This is a genomic window from Martelella alba, from assembly GCF_006516955.1.
Classification (GTDB): Bacteria; Pseudomonadota; Alphaproteobacteria; order Rhizobiales; family Rhizobiaceae; genus Martelella; species Martelella alba.
In genome coordinates, this window is the sequence record NZ_VHLG01000011.1 from 17,303 (window position 1) to 33,757 (window position 16,455).

Annotated in this window: 16 protein-coding genes; 5 read left to right on the forward strand and 11 right to left on the reverse strand. The window is 59.5% G+C overall.

The features are described from left to right. Nucleotides 1-5 precede the first annotated feature (5 nt). Nucleotides 6-728 carry a GntR family transcriptional regulator gene (locus FJU08_RS15590; protein WP_141149957.1) on the forward strand — a complete coding sequence of 241 codons (723 nt, stop codon included), beginning with the start codon at nucleotides 6-8 and terminating at the stop codon, nucleotides 726-728. Between the two features lie 39 nt (nucleotides 729-767). On the opposite strand, the gene FJU08_RS15595 is transcribed toward FJU08_RS15590, so the two are convergent. From FJU08_RS15595 to FJU08_RS15615, 5 genes are all read right to left on the reverse strand, one after another. After that, nucleotides 768-1,868 (reverse strand): ABC transporter ATP-binding protein, encoded by a 1,101-nt coding sequence (locus FJU08_RS15595; RefSeq protein WP_141149958.1) that lies wholly within the window; start codon nucleotides 1,866-1,868, stop codon nucleotides 768-770. Nucleotides 1,869-1,877: 9 nt separating this feature from the next. After that, nucleotides 1,878-3,821 (reverse strand): glycoside hydrolase family 127 protein, encoded by a 1,944-nt coding sequence (locus FJU08_RS15600; protein WP_141149959.1) that lies wholly within the window; start codon nucleotides 3,819-3,821, stop codon nucleotides 1,878-1,880. 23 nt (nucleotides 3,822-3,844) lie between these two features. Then, nucleotides 3,845-4,657 (reverse strand): carbohydrate ABC transporter permease, encoded by an 813-nt coding sequence (locus FJU08_RS15605; protein WP_141150124.1) that lies wholly within the window; start codon nucleotides 4,655-4,657, stop codon nucleotides 3,845-3,847. Nucleotides 4,658-4,713: 56 nt separating this feature from the next. Then, nucleotides 4,714-5,634: a carbohydrate ABC transporter permease gene (locus FJU08_RS15610; protein WP_235890746.1), complete on the reverse strand. Its 921-nt coding sequence runs from the start codon at nucleotides 5,632-5,634 to the stop codon at nucleotides 4,714-4,716. A 120-nt stretch (nucleotides 5,635-5,754) separates the two neighbouring features. Further along, a complete protein-coding gene (locus tag FJU08_RS15615; protein ID WP_141149961.1) occupies nucleotides 5,755-6,999 on the reverse strand; it encodes an ABC transporter substrate-binding protein in 1,245 nt (414 codons plus the stop codon). Between the two features lie 168 nt (nucleotides 7,000-7,167). On the opposite strand from FJU08_RS15615, the gene FJU08_RS15620 reads away from it, so the two are divergent. Continuing rightward, nucleotides 7,168-8,193, forward strand: coding sequence for a LacI family DNA-binding transcriptional regulator (locus FJU08_RS15620; RefSeq protein ID WP_407943718.1), 1,026 nt, complete (start codon nucleotides 7,168-7,170; stop codon nucleotides 8,191-8,193). A 1-nt stretch (nucleotide 8,194) separates the two neighbouring features. Here FJU08_RS15620 and FJU08_RS15625 read toward each other — a convergent pair whose 3' ends face one another. Beyond that, the gene (locus tag FJU08_RS15625) at nucleotides 8,195-8,632 is read right to left on the reverse strand and encodes a hypothetical protein (protein WP_141149963.1); all 438 of its coding nucleotides are present in this window, start codon (nucleotides 8,630-8,632) and stop codon (nucleotides 8,195-8,197) included. A 256-nt stretch (nucleotides 8,633-8,888) separates the two neighbouring features. Between FJU08_RS15625 and FJU08_RS22790 the strand changes: the two genes are divergently transcribed. Together FJU08_RS22790 and FJU08_RS15630 are read left to right on the forward strand one after the other, a co-directional pair. Continuing rightward, a complete protein-coding gene (locus tag FJU08_RS22790) occupies nucleotides 8,889-9,032 on the forward strand; it encodes a hypothetical protein (protein WP_181409870.1) in 144 nt (47 codons plus the stop codon). A gap of 415 nt (nucleotides 9,033-9,447) precedes the next feature. Then, complete coding sequence (locus FJU08_RS15630) at nucleotides 9,448-10,014, forward strand: GNAT family N-acetyltransferase (protein WP_141149964.1); 567 nt, start codon at nucleotides 9,448-9,450, stop codon at nucleotides 10,012-10,014. A 3-nt stretch (nucleotides 10,015-10,017) separates the two neighbouring features. Here FJU08_RS15630 and FJU08_RS15635 read toward each other — a convergent pair whose 3' ends face one another. Genes FJU08_RS15635 through FJU08_RS15645 form a run of 3 tightly spaced genes read right to left on the reverse strand, consistent with a single transcriptional unit; the run spans nucleotide 10,018 to nucleotide 13,136 of the window. Continuing rightward, nucleotides 10,018-10,554 (reverse strand): hypothetical protein, encoded by a 537-nt coding sequence (locus FJU08_RS15635; protein ID WP_141149965.1) that lies wholly within the window; start codon nucleotides 10,552-10,554, stop codon nucleotides 10,018-10,020. A 45-nt stretch (nucleotides 10,555-10,599) separates the two neighbouring features. Beyond that, a complete protein-coding gene (hisS, locus tag FJU08_RS15640; RefSeq protein WP_141149966.1) occupies nucleotides 10,600-12,159 on the reverse strand; it encodes a histidine--tRNA ligase in 1,560 nt (519 codons plus the stop codon). A 53-nt stretch (nucleotides 12,160-12,212) separates the two neighbouring features. After that, the gene (locus FJU08_RS15645) at nucleotides 12,213-13,136 is read right to left on the reverse strand and encodes a LysR family transcriptional regulator (RefSeq protein WP_141150125.1); all 924 of its coding nucleotides are present in this window, start codon (nucleotides 13,134-13,136) and stop codon (nucleotides 12,213-12,215) included. A 183-nt stretch (nucleotides 13,137-13,319) separates the two neighbouring features. Here FJU08_RS15645 and FJU08_RS15650 point away from each other — a divergent pair, with 183 nt between their 5' ends. Continuing rightward, complete coding sequence (locus FJU08_RS15650; RefSeq protein WP_141149967.1) at nucleotides 13,320-14,372, forward strand: YeiH family protein; 1,053 nt, start codon at nucleotides 13,320-13,322, stop codon at nucleotides 14,370-14,372. 20 nt (nucleotides 14,373-14,392) lie between these two features. Here FJU08_RS15650 and FJU08_RS15655 read toward each other — a convergent pair whose 3' ends face one another. Together FJU08_RS15655 and glcF are read right to left on the reverse strand one after the other, a co-directional pair. Further along, complete coding sequence (locus FJU08_RS15655) at nucleotides 14,393-15,028, reverse strand: DNA-3-methyladenine glycosylase I (RefSeq protein WP_141149968.1); 636 nt, start codon at nucleotides 15,026-15,028, stop codon at nucleotides 14,393-14,395. A 37-nt stretch (nucleotides 15,029-15,065) separates the two neighbouring features. Beyond that, complete coding sequence (glcF, locus tag FJU08_RS15660) at nucleotides 15,066-16,364, reverse strand: glycolate oxidase subunit GlcF (RefSeq protein ID WP_141149969.1); 1,299 nt, start codon at nucleotides 16,362-16,364, stop codon at nucleotides 15,066-15,068. Nucleotides 16,365-16,455 lie beyond the last annotated feature (91 nt).

Below are 16,455 nucleotides of genomic sequence, written 5' to 3' on the forward strand. Positions count from 1 at the left end.
ATGTCATGCCGCGTGGCAAGAGCGACAGCAAGACGACAGCGCGCAAAAATGGCGCGCAGACCGACAAGGCAAAGTCGCTGACGGACCAGGCCTATGACCGCCTGCGTCACGAGATCATCACCTGTAAGCTGCAACCGGGAACGGATCTTGGCGAACAGGAACTGGCCGAAAAGCTTGCCATGAGCAAAACGCCGGTGCGCGAAGCGCTGGCGCGACTGACGCTTGAAGGCCTTGTCGAGGCCTTTCCCCGGCGCGGCTACCGTATCACCCCGGTGACGGTCAAAAGCGTCAATGACGTTTTCACCGTGCGCAAGGCGCTGGAAGGCGTTGCCTGCGAGCTTGCCGCAGACCGGCTGACCGATGAGGAGATCGACCGGATCGAGGCTCTTTCCGACGCTACCTATGTGCCGGGCGAGGAGCCGACAATCGAGGCCTTTATCAAGACCAACAACGATTTCCATGCGGCCATTGCCGAGGGCGCGCGCGTGCCGCGCCTCGTCACGCTGATTTCCTCCTATCTGGAAGAATCAACCCGGCTTTTCTACATGGGCGCCGCCATGCGCGACGTGAATCCGGAGACCTCGACCGACCACGCCCGGATCGTCGCGGCCCTGCGCCGGCATGACAGTGATGCCGCCCGCGAGGCCATCATCCAGCACACGGAAAACACCCGTCGCGGCCTGCTGACCGCGCTGATATCCGACAGCGAGTCGCTGCTGGTGCTGTAGGGTCAAGGGCCGGGATTTACCCGGCCTGCGCCGCTCGGCTCAGTCCAGTGCCAGCGAGCGCTCGGTCTCGACATCGAACAGATGCATCTGGTTCATGTTGACCGAGAGCGGCACCTCAGTGCCCGCCCTGAGGCTTCCTTCCGGCTCGATGCTGGCACAGATGCCTTCATTTGCTACATTGAAATAGATCATCGTCGTCGCCCCGAGCGGCTCCACCAGATCGACAGCCGCTTCAAAGGGTTCGAAACCCGGACGGTCCTGGCGGATGGCGATGTTTTCCGGACGGATACCGAAGGTGACCGCCCGTCCGGCATGCGGCCGGAAACGGGCAGCCTTCTCGTCAGGCACGCGAAGCCGCGTTCCGTCATCCAGCACGACGAAGAGAGCACCGCCGACCTCTTCCAGCCGGGCGGGCAGGAAATTCATCGATGGTGAACCGATGAAGCCGGCCACGAAACGGGACACCGGGTTCAGATAGAGATCCTGCGGTTCGCCGACCTGCTCAACCAGACCGCCATTCATCACCACCACACGATCGGCCATGGTCATGGCCTCAACCTGATCATGGGTGACATAGACCGTGGTCGTCGGCAGGATCTGATGCAGGCGCTTGATCTCGGTGCGCATCGTGACCCTGAGCTTGGCATCAAGGTTTGACAGCGGCTCATCAAACAGGAACACTTTCGGATCCCGCACGATCGCCCGGCCCATGGCAACACGTTGACGCTGGCCGCCCGACAGGGCACCCGGCCTGCGCTCAAGCAGTTCGCTGATATGGAGCGTTTTCGCCGCCTCATCGATGCGCCTGGCGATCTCCGCTTTGGGCATGCGCTGCTGCTCCAGGCAAAAGGCGATATTTTCCCGCACGCTCATATGCGGATAGAGCGCGTAATTCTGGAAGACCATGGCAATGTCGCGCTTGCCCGGCGCCAGCCGGTTGACGACATCATCGCCAATCAGGATTTCACCGCCGGAAATATGTTCAAGGCCTGCAATCATGCGCAAAGTGGTCGACTTGCCGCAGCCAGACGGGCCGACGAAAACGACGAATTCCTTGTCGGCGATCTCCAGATCGATACCGCGTACCGCTTCGTAGATGCCATAGGACTTGACCACATTCTTCAGTGTCAGTCGTGCCATTTTCCGCTCCTATTCTTCCCCGAGCCAGACCTGCATGGCGCCCGCCTCGCGATTGGCCCAGAGGTGATAAGGGATTGCCCTGAAGGGCTTTTTCTTCAACACCGGCGGCGCGGTGGCATAAAGCGCGCCTGCCCAGCCATCGGTCGAAGCCTCAAGCCCCTCGCCTTCCAGAACGACGGCTCCGCCCAGAAGCGTTGCCTCGAATCGTGGCGTGAGTTTTGCGCCCGAGGCGACCCGGAGCCGCTGCGGCTCGATGCCGAGATCGGCTTCCTCGACGCAATAAACCACCGGCCCACGGCGGAAGGAAACCCGGTGGGCATCCTCACCGACAGCCGGGTGGGCATAGAGCCGCTCGACCGGCATATCGAAGGACAGGCGGATCTCGTCGCCATCGGCGAAGGTCGCGGCAATCGTCGCATAGCCCTTTTCGGCCTTGAGCGTGACCGCCTCGCCATTCAGCGTGGCGGTCGCCTTGCGGCACCAGCCGGGAATTCTGAGTTTCAGTTCCAGTTCGGCCGGTGCGGAAAGCCCCAGCGACAGGCGGATATCACCGTCCCAGGGATAGGCCGTATCCTGTTTCAGGCGCACGAAAGTTTCGCCAATTTCAAACTCGGCACTGTTGGCACCATAAAGATGCACGGCAATCGCATTGCCCTTGGTCGAATAATAATACTGGCCGAGCGAGGTGATAAAGCGGGCGATATTGGTCGGGCAGCAGGGGCAATAATGCCATTTCCAGCGCCGGTTCTGACCATGGCTTTCAAGCACATTCTCATAAAAATAATGCTCGCCATCCCGTGAAATGCCGGACAGCGCGCCGTTATAGAGTACCGTTTCCAGTCTGTCGGTGAATTTGGCATCAAGATCGATCTGCGCCATGCGGTGGGTCCAGAAGCCAAGAGCAACGGCAGCACAGGTCTCGGCATAGGCCGTTTCGTTCGGCAGATCATATTCGCGGGTAAAGCCCTCATTGGCCGCCGACGGACCAAGCCCGCCGGTCACATAGAGCTGGCGGCTGGTCAGATTGTCGAACAGCCGGTCGCAGGCCGCTTTCAACGTCGCATCGTCATTTTCATAGGCGAGATCCGTCATCGCCGAGAACAGATACATCGCCCGCACGGCGTGGCCTTCGACCCTGGTCTGCTCGCGGACCGGCTTGTGCGCCTGGCTGTAGGCATAGGTCTGGAACACGTAGTCATCGGGGTTTTCGCCGCGCCTGCGCGCCTCCTCGTCATAATAGGAGGGCATCTGGCCGCGCTCGTCGATGAAATAGGTGGCAAGCTTCAGGTGACGCGGATCACCGGTAACCCGGTAGAGCTTGACCAGCGCCAATTCGATCTCCTCATGCGCGTCATAGCCGCGCAGCTTGCCAGGCTCGGCACCGAATGTATCGATGATATGGTCAACGGCGCGGATCATCACATCGAGAAAGCGCCGCTTGCCGGTTGCCTCAAAATAGGCGACGGCCCCTTCCAGCAGATGGCCCATCGAATACATCTCATGCAGATCGCGCAGATTGGTCCAGCGCTTTTCCGGCTCGCGGCGGATGAACCAGGAATTGAGATAGCCATCGGCCATCTGGCCCTGTTCAAGCTTTTCGACAATCGCATCGATCTTGGCTTCGACATCCGGGTTGGGATTGTTCTTCAGCGTGTAGCTCGCCGCTTCGATCCACTTGCCGAAATCAGAATCGAAGAAATGCTGCATTGAAAGGCCCGAGGGCTGGATCGGCCGCGCCAGCGGTCCGGCCGGCTTGTCGAAATCGAGCACTTCGAGAAAGCCCTCCTCTTCCAGCCGCATATGCTGCGAGGGGATGGTGACATCACGGATTGTCTTCTGCCAGCTTTCCCAGAAACCGCCGTTAAAGGCGACTTTGGTGTGATCAACGGGCTCGAAGCGCTGAAAAAGGTGATCGGTCACGCCGGCAGCCTTCGTCTTGAGGGTCGAGGACATGAAAACTCCTATGCGATAAGGTATTACTTGACGGCGCCGGCGGTAAGGCCGCGCACGTAGTAGCGTTGTAATGCGAGGAAAAGCAGGATGCAGGGCACCATGGTGACGGTGATACCGGCCTGAAGCGCCCCCCAGTCGATGATGCCGTAGAGGCCGGATGAAACATTCACCAGCATGATCGGCAGGGTGAATTTGTTCTGATCCGACAGAAAGATCAGCGCCGCCAGAAACTCATTCCACGAATTGAGAAAGGCGAACATGGCAACTGTCGCCACGCCGGGCAGCACCAGCGGCAGAAGGATCCGCCGGACAAGTGTGAACTGCGAGGCGCCATCAATGCGCCCGGCCTCGATCAGCGCCAGCGGTATGGCATCAAAGGCGTTGCGCATCATGAAGATCGAAAAGGGCAGCTGGAAGGTGGTGTAGATCAACACCAGACCGAGCAGCGAGTTCTGCAGATGCAGGAATTTCAAGATCAGGAACAGCGGTGTCAGGATCGACTGAAACGGGATCATCATGGTCGCCATGATGATGACGAAGATCAGCGACTGGCCGGGAAACCGGAATTTGGAAAAGCCATAGCCGGCCGGCACGGAAACGGCCACGGTGATGAGGATTGTTCCCAGCGCGATGAACACCGAATTTCCGGCATAGACATACCAGCCCGCGCCGACATCCTCGAGGCGGCGGTAGTTTTCCAGCGAAAAGGCTTTGGAAAACAGCGCGACCGGATGGGCCAGGGCATCGGCCGCGGGCTTGAACGAGTTGGCGAAGGACCAGATCACCGGCATCAGGAAAAAGGCGGCAAGCACCACCATCACGGCGAACAGGATCATACGGCCCGCAAGCGCGCGGTAGCCATCTTCAGGCGCGACAAAGATCGGTTGCTTTCTCATCGTCCCCCCTCCGGGCGCTGGCGCATGAAGGACAGTTGGATCGAACTCAGCGCCACCAGCACGACCAGCAGCGCGAAGGACAGCGCCGAACCGTAACCGAGGCGGTAGGAGGAAAAGGACGCCAGATAGATGGTGAACACCGCGGAAATGGTCGAATTATTCGGTCCGCCCTGGGTGATGATGAAGAACTGGTCGAAAGCGAGCATGGACGAAGTGACGTTGAGGATCAGCGCCAGCAGCACGGAATTGCGCATCAAAGGCAGCGTGATCCGGCGGAAGCGGGAAAAGGGACTGGCACCATCGATGCGCGCGGCTTCGACAATCTCGTTGGGAATGCTCTGAAGACCGGTGAGCAGAATGACCATGGTAAAACCGGCCGTCTTCCACACCACCATCAGGATGATGACACCCAGCGCCGGCCAGAAGCTTTCCAGCGGCCGTGGCGCATGCGAGACGATACCAAGCCCGGTCAGGAGATGGGCGAAAACGCCGTTATCAGGATTGAGCAGCCACATCCATAGCGTCGAGGCGGCAGAAAAACCGATCACCACCGGCATGAAGAAAATGGTGCGGAAGAAACCGACGGAACGCAATGGCCGGTCAACCAGAAGGGCCAGCGGAAAGGCGACAGCCATGATCGCCGCAGTGACAAGGACTGTATAGAGCAGGGTGAAGCCCAGCGAATGCCAGAGCTGCTGATCACCGATCAGTTCGGCATAATTGTCCATGCCGATAAACTTGCGGCGGCCAAGCAGCGGCCAGCGGAAAAAGCTCATCCAGATCGTCATCACCAGCGGAATGACGAACAGACCGATGATGAACACCATGCTTGGCGCGATATAGGCAAGGCCAAGCCAGCCATGCGGCTCCTGATCGCCGTCGGGAGCCTTTTTTGCTCTCAAGCGCTTGAACGGCAAGATTTCACATCCTTCTCATCGAAGATTTCGGCTTTGGGCAGCCAAGGCACATCGCCTCCGCGCAGCAGCGGGAAAGCGTGGCGGCTGGCAGGCTAAAAGGCCCGCCGGCCGCCCTTCGCATTACGGATTGGTGCGGTCGAGGATCTTGGTGAACGCATCCTGAGCCGTGGAAATGGCGCCATCGATATTGTCGTCGAAAATGCCGGTCTGGATCAGGTTGATGAAGGGGCCGGTGCGCGACACGAACAGCTCATCGGAGGCGTATGTGTAGGGCGTGCGGGCCTTCGACAGGATGTCATAGGCAACGAGGTTGCGCTTGTCGAACTGGGCATAAGCCTCATCCGCCAGATCGGTGCGCGACGGCATGCCGGATTCCTGAGTAATAAAGACCTGCTGTTCCGGCTCCATGTAGAACTTGACGAAATCTTCGAGGATCGCCTTCTTCTCCGGGCTGATACCCTTGATCATCGCCAGCGTATCGCCACCGGCAAAACTGGAGGCACCGCCTTCAGGACCCGGGATCGGAGCGACGTCGAAATTGACGTCCGGATATTTGCTGGTCAGCAGATTGACGATGTAGGAGCCGGTCATCAGGATCCCGACCTTGCCGGATGCGAAGGCTTCAACGGCATTATTGCCATTGCCGGAACGCGACGTCGGGTGGATGGCGCCAGCCTTCCACATATCGGAATAGTCTGCCAGCGTTGCGCGCATCGCCGGCGTGTCGACAGTGGCTTCACGGCCATCTTCCGACAGAATGTCATCGCCAGCCGCCCAGATATGCGGCAGGAAGTCATAGATCAGCCAGGAACCGGAATTGGCAACGAAATAGAAGCCGTAAGTGTCATCGCCAAGTGCGCTGATCTTCTTGGCGTCAGCCGCGATTTCATCCAGCGAGGCCGGGGCCTTGGTCGGATCAAGACCGGCTTTTTCAAACAGGTCGGTATTGTAGGCGATGATCGAGGCATCGGGCAGCGCCGGCACGCCATAGATCTTGCCGTCATAGGTGGCAAGCCGGATATGCGACGGGCTCAGCGCATCGGCATAGGGCAGGCCATCAACGAAATCAGTAATGTCTTCCAGCGTGTCATTGGCGGCGAAGGTCGGAAGATAGATCAGGTCGAGTACGGCACCATCCGGCGGCGTACCGGCGGCAATCGAGGCACCAAGTTTCGGCACCATCTGTTCGGCAATCACCTGCGTGACATTGACCTTGTCGTCATGGCTGGCATTGTACTTGTCGGCAAGTGCCTGCAGCACCGGCCCCGACGACGTGCGCACCCACAGCGTCACATCTTCGGCGCTGGCGGCGGAGGTCATGACAGCCAATGTTGCTGCAGCGAGCATCAATTTGCGTTTCAGCATCTGCTTCCCCTTTTTGGTGGTTCGTCGTCGTTTAACTTCGACGTGAGTTCACGGTAGGTGAGATTATTTTTATTGTCGACACGTTGCGTGCAGAATTGTGCAAAAACCTTTTTGCAGCTTTGAAATCATTTGCTAAAAGGTTTTATCAACCGAGGGATACTGATGACGATCAAGCAGATCCAGCACCGCAGGCGAACGCTGCGCGACGTTGCCAAAGCGGCAGGCGTCAGCCTCTCGACCGCCTCGAACGCGCTTAACGGGGTCGGCCGCGTCAATGCGGAAACGCGTGACCGCGTGGCCCAGATCGCCCAGGAGATCGGCTTCCGCCCCAATGCGCTGGCCCGGTCTCTGCTTTCCCATCGCAGCCTCACCATTGGCATCATCACCGATGACACCTATGGCCGCCTGACCCTGCCGATCAGTTCCGGCGTTTCCGAAGTGCTGGTGGATCATGGCGTTTCCGCCTTTCTCTGCGCCACGAGCGGCGACAGGCGGCTGGCGCAACTGCATCTTCAGGCGCTGCTCGACAAGCAGGTCGACGGCATCATCTTCACCGCCATCCGGCTGGACAGCGAACCGCCGATCGATCTGCATTCCCTGACGATTCCGGTCGTCTATGCCTTCGCCATCGGCCCGAAACATTCCACCAGCTTCGTACCCGATGATGCCCATGGCGCCCGCCTCGCAATCAGCCATCTTCAGCAGGCCGGTTGCCGCGACATTCTGCACATTACGGGTCCGCGCGCCTGGCTTGCAGCGCGCATTCGCGCCGAGGCCTACCAGCAAAGCTGCCCATCCTCGCGCGATGTCATGTTTGGCGACTGGTCGGAAGAATGGGGCCATGAGGCCATCGATCAGCTGCTCTCAAGCGGCACGCCCCTGCCCGACGGCATTTTTTGCGGCAGCGACGAGATTGCCCGCGGCGTGATTGATGCGCTTCGGGACCGGACCATCCTGGTGCCCGATGACATTCGCATCATCGGTTTCGACAATTGGGAAGTCGTGTCGCGGCAGACCCGCCCACCGCTGACGACGATCGATATGGAGCTGAAGGAAATCGGACACCGGGCAGGACTGGCTATGCTCGATCTGACGCGGGGTGAACCCGTCGCAACCGGCATCGTCCGCCTGCCTTGCTCTCTGGTCAGCAGGAAAAGCGTCGGGGCCGAAGCCCCGGACGCAGCAAGGGAATAGATCAAAGCTTGTAGAGCAGTTCCGCCCGCAATGGCTGTGACGGTGTTTCGCCTTCCCTCGCCTGGCGGCTCAGATGGTCCCAGAACGGCTGAAACTGGTCAGCCGGATAGACCGCACCTGCGAAGGGATCGATGACCACGGCATCCGGGCTCCAGCCCTCATCCGGCCGCCCGATATCAAGCCCGTCACGCGACATTGCACCAACACCTTCCGCATGGGCTCCTGACGTTACGCGCGAGTAGCGCTCGCGATCCATCACGACAAATTGGTGATCCGGCAGACGGCCGGTCATATCGGCACTTTCAAGCTTCACCGGAATGCTGACGATCTCGATACTGCGCGCATATCCGCGTTTCTTCAGTTCCAGCGCGGCCATCTGTGCCATTTCCGAACTGCCGCCAATCTTCTCTTTCTTGCTCAGCCTGCTGTTCATCTTCATGTGATCTTCCCAGGCAAGCTTCTTCGCGCGCGCCTTCGCCCTCGGGGATGCGTCCAATTCCGTTTCATCGGTAGAAATCTTGCGCATCGCCGGCAAGCGCACCTTGGCCAGAAAGCGCGCAATATCACCCTTCCGCAGGGGCTGCCCGCTCGACGTCAAAGTCAGGCCGCTCAGGTCCGCCTCAGGCCGTGCAGGCACTTTCTGCTGCACGCGTTGCACGACCTTCCGCGCCAGTTCCATATTATTGCCGAGCCGCATGAAGGAACCGCTGCTCGTGCTGGACGAAGCGCTGGCATGGGAGGACCGGCTCGCTGTCTGCAATGACGACGCCGAGCTATGGACACTCGAAAAACCAGGAGGCGCGCTGGAACGCGGCATGGTCCGGGATGGGCCGGGCTGAGGGCTTGGCGGCCGCTCCTGTCTTTGCCTGCTCTCTTCACAGGCTCTGGCGATATCGGGGCCGCTCGGAATGGCCTTGAAGTTTAACATAGTTCGGCTCCTTCTTCTTTTTCTTTCTGATGTGGCCGAGCCGAAACAGCGAAGACGGAACAGTGATCAAGCAAGGGCCTGACAATCTTGAGGGGACTCACAGAAACCGGCAAGCCTGCCGTTGCGGCTCGACATGTAACCTCACCCCGACACTACAAATATAAAATTCACTTTTTGAAATGATTAAGAACTTTCAACAATATAAATAAATCGACTATCATTATAATTTATCCATATACAATAATATCTGAATTTTGCCACATATCAAATTCAATATATACTCAAGATTTTCGGATTCATCCAAAGCATAGGAAAGCACCGGCGAAATGAAGGTTGAAATACACAATAGCCCGATCAGCGCCAACCTCATCAATGAGATCCAGCCTTTTATGGCGGCCTGCTGGCGGGACACATATGCGGACACGCTCGGTCGGGAGACTGTTGAAAGACTGGTCGCCAAACTGGGTAACGGCAGCCTCGCAGACGATCTTCCCGGCATTGGTGAAACGCTGGTGCTCATCCGCGACGGCGGCTCCATCATCGCCACCTGCATTTACATCTTTGGTGAAAATGGCGGCGCGGTTTGGGGGCTCTATATCAAGCGGTCCTATCAGCGCCAGGGGCTTGGCAGCCAGCTTCTGCGCATTGTCGCAGAAGCGGGAGAGCAGGGCGACACGATACAGCTCCTTGCGCTGCAAGACAGCAGCCAGGCGATCAATTTCTACCTGCGCAACCAGTTCGTCATTCAGGAACAGATCACCACGGAACTCGTGCCGGGAATTGAGGCGCAATGTCTGCACCTCTCGACCCCCATCGAGGCTCTTCTTTCCACGATACCGCCAGCCCGCGCGCTCGACATGACGTGGTCAAAAAGCGCTACGGCCTGCGGCTGAGCATCATTTGGCACCGTCCTCAGCCATAAGATCAAGCTGCGCCCGCGCAGAAAGGGATTGCCCATCGGGACTGATGGCGATGATATCGTCGATTTTCAGATGGCCGCCTTCATCCACAAGCAGGAAACGGGTTTCCGAAAAAGCCTGATAGGCCGGTTCGGCGCCGATACAGGCCATGAAGCGAAAGCGGGCCGTTTCCACTGTGGTTCCACCCGTCACAAGCGGCGGCGAGATCGTCAGATCTTCAAGCGGGCATCCATCCTGAGCGTTTACGACGACGTCATAATCGAAGGGGCTGCCGCCATCGCCGACACCCGAAACGGCCACGGCCTTTTCAAAACGCGCATTGAAATCACGGCTGAAAAGGCGTTTCAGGCGATCTGGCGAAAACAGATCCTCCTGCACCGCTGCCTCGGGCGACCAGTTGTTGACGGTGACCGCCATGACCTCGGCGACGGGGTCATCCGTCGCACCGGCAAGAGCCGGCCCGGCCGCGATGAGGCCGAGCAGGCCAATCATCAGACATGCTTTCGGCATCATCTTGCAGCCCCCTTACACTTGCAGCCCCTCGCACAAGCGAGCGTACTATTGCTGCGCGCGCCGGCGATCTTCGGCCTGCGCTGCGAGGATTTCGGCAACCTTGGCAACAAGCTCTGCTTCCGGCACCGTCTCCTGCGCCACGCGCGCTTCGCGCCAGCTGGCATTGTCCTCGATCTCGCCCGAAAGCCGCTTGCCCTCGATCAGATCCTTGATCTGCACCACGCCCTCTGTGCGCTCATCACCACCCTGGATGATGGCAATCGGGCAGCCGCGACGGTCGGCATATTTCAGCTGATTGCCGAATTTCTTCCAGTTGCCCTGATACATTTCAGCACGAATTCCGGCAGCCCTGAGGGCCTGGGTGAAGCGCTGATAACGCCCCATCGCATCGCCATCGCCATCCATGACCGTGACCAGAACCGGCTCGATCACCGGGGTCTTGCCGAGCTTGCCGAGGTTTTTCAGTGCCGTCATCAGCCGTGAGACACCGATGGAAAAGCCGGTCGCTGGGACCGGCTGGCCCATGAAGCGCGACACCAGGCCGTCATAACGTCCACCGCCACCAACGGAGCCAAAGACAACCTTTTCACCCTTTTCATTGGTGACATCGAAGGTCAGCTCCGCCTCATAGACCGGACCGGTGTAATATTCGAGACCGCGGACAACGGAGGGGTCGATCTTGACCCGGTCAGGGCCATAGCCGGCTGCGTCAAAAATCCTCTGCATACGTCCTAACTCACTCAAACCATCGTAGAGAACATCTACGTCGAGCACATTAGGGAAGCCCTTTGGGAAACTCCCTTTCATGTCCGATATTTCGGCACCATTGTGATCGGTTTCGACAACAAACTTAAACTCAAACATGCAAAACAGAGCTTTAATCTGCTGCGCATCAAGCCCCGCGCCCTTGGTGAAGTCGCCGCTCTCGTCCTTGCGGCCTTCGCCGAGCAACAGCTTCACGCCTTCGACGCCGAACTTGTCGAGCTTGTCGATGGCGCGCAGCACCGTCAGGCGCTGACCGGCCTTGTCATCACCGCCAAGACCGATCGCTTCCAGCACGCCATCAAGCACCTTGCGGTTGTTGACGCGGATGACATAGTCGCCGCGCGGAATGCCAAGCGCTTCCATCGTATCGGCCATCATCATGCACATTTCGGCATCCGTCTGCACGCCGGGCGCGCCGACGACATCGGCATCGAACTGCATGAACTGGCGGAAACGGCCCGGACCGGGCTTCTCATTGCGGAAGACGTAACCGGCGCGATAGCTGCGGAAAGGCAGCTGGATCTCGTTGAAATTCTCCGCCACGTGGCGGGCGAGCGGCGCCGTCAGATCATAGCGCAGGCTCATCCACTGCTCGTCATCATCCTGCAGCGAAAATACGCCTTCATTCGGCCGGTCCTGATCCGGCAGGAACTTGCCGAGCGCATCGGTATATTCGAACAGCGGCGTTTCCACCGGATCGAAGCCATAAAGCTCATAAACGGCCTTGATCTTGCCGACCATTTCTTCCGTCGCCCGGATATCGCCGGCCTGACGGTCGACAAAACCGCGCGGCAGGCGGGCTTTCAGTTTCTGCGGCTTCTTGTTCTTCTTCTCGCTCATGATGCGGACCGTTTCATAGGTGATGCTTTGAAATTGCCGCTTGTCTTAGAAGATCAGGCGTCCTGCGGCAAGCCTCGCACGCCTGCCGATTGCCCTTCGGCCACGGCAAGAGCCACCATTTCGGCGGCAGCCTTGCTCAAATGCCGCTCACGATGGGACAGAAGGTGAAATGCCCGCGAGGGCAGTTCGAAATTGACCCGCGCCAGATCACCCGCTGCAAGCCAAGGGGCTGCGACAGAACCGGAGATCGCCGTTGCCGCCTGCCCGGCCCTGACCGCCGTCAGCACCGCTTCATTGGATGGCAGGACCATCGCGACGTTGAGTCCGCCGGCAGCAATACCGAAATCTTCCATCGCATGTTCGAATTCGGAACGTGTGCCGGAGCCGACTTCGCGCAGGACAAAGCTTGTCTGCCGCGCCAGCTCACCCGGCGTCACCGGACGGCCATCGGCGAGCGGATGAGACGGCGCAACGACGACTAGCAGCGCATCATCGGCCAGATGGCGCTTGCGCACCAGATCATGCTCGAAAGCCCCCTCGACGAAGCCGAGTTCGGCAGCACCTTCGGCAACCGCAGCCCCGACAATCGCCGTATTGCCGATAGTCACCGACAGTTCGATGCCGGGATAGCGCGCATGAAAGCGCATCAGCACGCGCGGCAGCCAGTAGCTGGCAATGGTCTGGCTGGCATAAATCGACAGCGCGCCGCGCTCCAGCCCGCCAAGTTCGGCCAGAACCTGCTCGGCCGAGCGGATCCGTTTCAGCGTCGCCCGCGCCTCTTCCAGAAACACCCCGCCTTCCGCTGTCAGCACAATACCGCGCCCGACCCGGTCGAACAGTTTGACCGCGTAAAACTCCTCCAGCTTGCGCACTGCACTGGAGACTGCCGACGGGGTCAGATGAAGCGCCTCTGCCGCCCGCGTCAGATGCTCGCGCTCGGCGACTTCGACGAAAATTACAAGTTGTTCAAAGGTCATCATGGGGAAATTATTCGCGCTGATCGAACAGAACGTAAATTATTATTCGATGGAAGTCCACAAAGTCCGATGAGAGGATACGGCCATCCCAAGATATTGCCGCGCCCGTTTCGCGCTTGCAAAACCGAACATCCACAAGACTGACGCCCTCCCCGTGCGCCTGATCAAACAAGAGATAAAAGAATGCAGATCGTTATCGATCAAGAAGCCGACCGCAGCCGGCTCAACCAGATAGCCAGGCTCATGCCCGGCCTTGGACTGGCCATCCTCGTTTCGGTTGTCGCCTTTGCCGCCGAGGCGGTTGAGGTGCACCTGACCGGTCACAAATTCATCGAGAATCTCGTCCTCGCCATTCTCATCGGCACGGCCATTCGCTCAACGGTCACCTTGCCGGATATCTTCCATCCCGGCATTCGCTTCTCGGAAAAATTCGTGCTGGAAGTGGCGATCGTCCTGCTCGGCGCCTCGATCAGCGTTCAGGCGCTGAAGGCAGCAGGCCCGGCGCTCGTCATCGGCATTGTCGGCACGGTGGCGGTCGCCATCTGCGTCAGCTACATGATCGGTCGCGGCCTCGGCCTGCATCACAAGCTGGCTACGCTGGTCGCCTGCGGCAACTCGATCTGCGGTAATTCCGCGATCGCCGCCGCAGCCCCGGTGATTGACGCTGAAGCCGAAGATATCGCGGCCGCCATCGCCTTCACCGCTGTACTCGGCGTGATCATGGTGCTGGCCCTGCCGCTGGCGCTGGCAACGCTTGGCCTGTCGCCATCGCAATATGGCGTCCTGTCGGGCCTGACGGTCTATGCCGTACCGCAAGTTCTGGCCGCAGCCCAGCCCGGCGGCATTATCGCCGTCCAGACCGGCACGCTGGTCAAACTCATCCGCGTCATGATGCTCGGGCCGGTCCTGTTCACGCTTGGCATGGTCAGCCGCGCGGCCGCCAGTTCAACCGGCGGCGCCAAGGTCAGGCTGAAGCATATCGCCCCCTGGTTCATCATCGGCTTTGCCATCATGATGGCGCTGCGCTCGACCAATGTCATTCCCCCGGCCATGGTCGCGCCGCTGGCCACGACCTCAAACATGCTGACCGTCATCGCCATGGCAGCACTCGGTCTCTCGGTCGATATCCGCTCGCTCGCCCATGCCGGTGGCCGTGTGATCCTGACCGCCATCCTGTCGATCGGCGTGCTGACGGCGATCGCGCTCAGCCTGATTTTCCTCCTGAACGTCGGCTAAACCGTTAAAACCGGCGCATCTTACTCCGGACGGATGAACGCCGCCCGGAGCTTTTCCGTTTTCTCCCGGCAGGCACAGCCTTCCAGGTGATCATTGACAAGCCCCATCGCCTGCATGAAAGCATAGACCGTGGTCGGTCCGACAAATTTCCAGCCGCGTTTTTTCAGCGCTTTCGACAGGCGGATCGAGGCTGGCGTCGTCGGATTGGCCCTGAGCGCCGCCAGATCCATCACGGCCGGGCGCTCTTCAGCGCCCGGTTCGAACGACCAGAAAAAGGCAGCGAGCGAACCGAATTCTTCCTTCAGCGCGATCGCCCGGCCCGCATTGTTGATCGTCGCTTCGATCTTGCCGCGATGGCGGATGATGCCCGCATCGCCGAGCAGGCGGGCAACATCGCCCTCATCGAAACGCGCCACGGCATTGAAATCGAACCCGGCAAAGGCGGAACGGAAATTCTCCCGCTTGCGCAAGATCGTCAGCCAGGACAGGCCTGACTGGAAGCCTTCAAGGCAGATTTTCTCGAACAGGCGAAAATCATCGGACACCGGTCGTCCCCATTCCTCGTCATGATAGCGGCGATAATCCTCCAGCCCGCCATGCCAGGAACAGGTAAGCGTCCCGTCTTCATCGGCCCGAAGCCCGTCTTGTACGTCCATCTCAATTTCCACTTTCAACGCGCTTGGCCGCAGTACATTACCGTAGCACCGCCGGTTTTTCACCGCCATAGGCCCAGTCGAGCAGCTCTGCCGTATGCAGAATCGGGATCTCGGTGCCAGTGCCGATCTGGGTGATGCAGCCGATATTGCCGGTCGCGATCACATCGGCCTTGGTCGCCTCGATATTCTTCACCTTCCGCGCCTTCAGCTTCGCCGAAATATCCGGCTGCATGATATTATAGGTCCCGGCCGAGCCGCAGCAAAGATGGCCCTCCGCCGGTTCCCGCACGGCAAATCCGGCGCGCTTCAGCAAGGCCTTGGGCTGGACGTTGAGTTTCTGGCCATGCTGCATCGAACAGGCGGAGTGATAGGCAACCGTGATATCACGCGCTGGCAGTTCCGGCAGATCAATGGTCGCAAGAAATTCCGTCACGTCCTTTGCCAGCGCCGAAACCCGCGCGGCCTTTTCCGCATAGGCGGGATCCTGGGCAAGCATATGCCCGTAATCCTTGATCGTGGTGCCACAGCCGGAGGCCGTGATAATGATGGCATCGAGCCCGCCTTGATCCGCCTCCCGGCACCAGACATCGACATTGCGCCGGGCTTCTTCAAGCGCCTGTTCCTCGCGTCCCATATGGTGAACCAGAGAGCCGCAGCATCCCTCGCCACGCGGCACGACAACGCTAATCCCGAAACGGTTCAGAAGTCGGATCGTCGCCGCATTGATCGCTGGATCCAGCACCGACTGCGCGCAGCCGGTCAGGATCGCCACACGGCCGCGTTTCGGCCCTGTCGCATGATGTTCACCAGGATCACTAAAGCCCCCGCGCGCGGGAAGCTGCGCCGGTGCCAGCCGCAGCATGGCTGAGAAAGGTTTCAGCGCCTCGACCCGCGCAAGCAGTGCGGCGAAGGGCCGGCCGAGCCGGGCCAGACCCAGCGCAAGGCGGAACCGGCCCGGATAGGGCAGCACCATGGCGAGCGCCTGGCGGGTCAGCCGGTTCATCAGCGGGCGCTGATAGGTCTTTTCGATATGGGCGCGGGCATGATCAACGAGATGCATATAGTCCACGCCCGACGGACAGGTGGTTGTGCAGGAAAGACAGGACAGACAGCGATCAATATGGGTAACGATCTCACGATCGGCCGGACGGTCGTTTTCCAGCATGTCCTTGATCAGATAGATCCGCCCGCGTGGGCTGTCGAGCTCATTGCCCAGCGTCACATAGGTCGGACAGGTTGCCGTACAGAAACCGCAATGCACGCATTTGCGCAGGATCGATTCAGCCTCGGCAACCTTTGGATCTTCAAGCTGGGCGGGTGAGAAATTGGTCTGCATCTTATCGTTCCCGAAGCGCACATGTCACTTTTGAGGAGGGAAAAATGCTCCGGCGCGGCCTCCTCTCCGCTCCGGACGCCCTTTCAAGGGC

Bases quoted from the DNA above. Each gene is read 5' to 3' on its own strand.
- FJU08_RS15590 (WP_141149957.1), top strand. From the start codon at position 6: ATGCCGCGTGGCAAGAGCGACAGCAAGACGACAGCGCGCAAAAATGGC.
- FJU08_RS15595 (WP_141149958.1), bottom strand. From the start codon at position 1,868: ATGGCACGACTGACACTGAAGAATGTGGTCAAGTCCTATGGCATCTAC.
- FJU08_RS15600 (WP_141149959.1), bottom strand. From the start codon at position 3,821: ATGTCCTCGACCCTCAAGACGAAGGCTGCCGGCGTGACCGATCACCTT.
- FJU08_RS15605 (WP_141150124.1), bottom strand. From the start codon at position 4,657: ATGATCCTGTTCGCCGTGATGGTGGTGCTTGCCGCCTTTTTCCTGATG.
- FJU08_RS15615 (WP_141149961.1), bottom strand. From the start codon at position 6,999: ATGCTGAAACGCAAATTGATGCTCGCTGCAGCAACATTGGCTGTCATG.
- FJU08_RS15625 (WP_141149963.1), bottom strand. From the start codon at position 8,632: ATGAAGATGAACAGCAGGCTGAGCAAGAAAGAGAAGATTGGCGGCAGT.
- FJU08_RS22790 (WP_181409870.1), top strand. From the start codon at position 8,889: ATGAAGGAACCGCTGCTCGTGCTGGACGAAGCGCTGGCATGGGAGGAC.
- FJU08_RS15630 (WP_141149964.1), top strand. From the start codon at position 9,448: ATGAAGGTTGAAATACACAATAGCCCGATCAGCGCCAACCTCATCAAT.
- FJU08_RS15635 (WP_141149965.1), bottom strand. From the start codon at position 10,554: ATGATGCCGAAAGCATGTCTGATGATTGGCCTGCTCGGCCTCATCGCG.
- hisS (WP_141149966.1), bottom strand. From the start codon at position 12,159: ATGAGCGAGAAGAAGAACAAGAAGCCGCAGAAACTGAAAGCCCGCCTG.
- FJU08_RS15645 (WP_141150125.1), bottom strand. From the start codon at position 13,136: ATGACCTTTGAACAACTTGTAATTTTCGTCGAAGTCGCCGAGCGCGAG.
- FJU08_RS15650 (WP_141149967.1), top strand. From the start codon at position 13,320: ATGCAGATCGTTATCGATCAAGAAGCCGACCGCAGCCGGCTCAACCAG.
- FJU08_RS15655 (WP_141149968.1), bottom strand. From the start codon at position 15,028: ATGGACGTACAAGACGGGCTTCGGGCCGATGAAGACGGGACGCTTACC.
- glcF (WP_141149969.1), bottom strand. From the start codon at position 16,364: ATGCAGACCAATTTCTCACCCGCCCAGCTTGAAGATCCAAAGGTTGCC.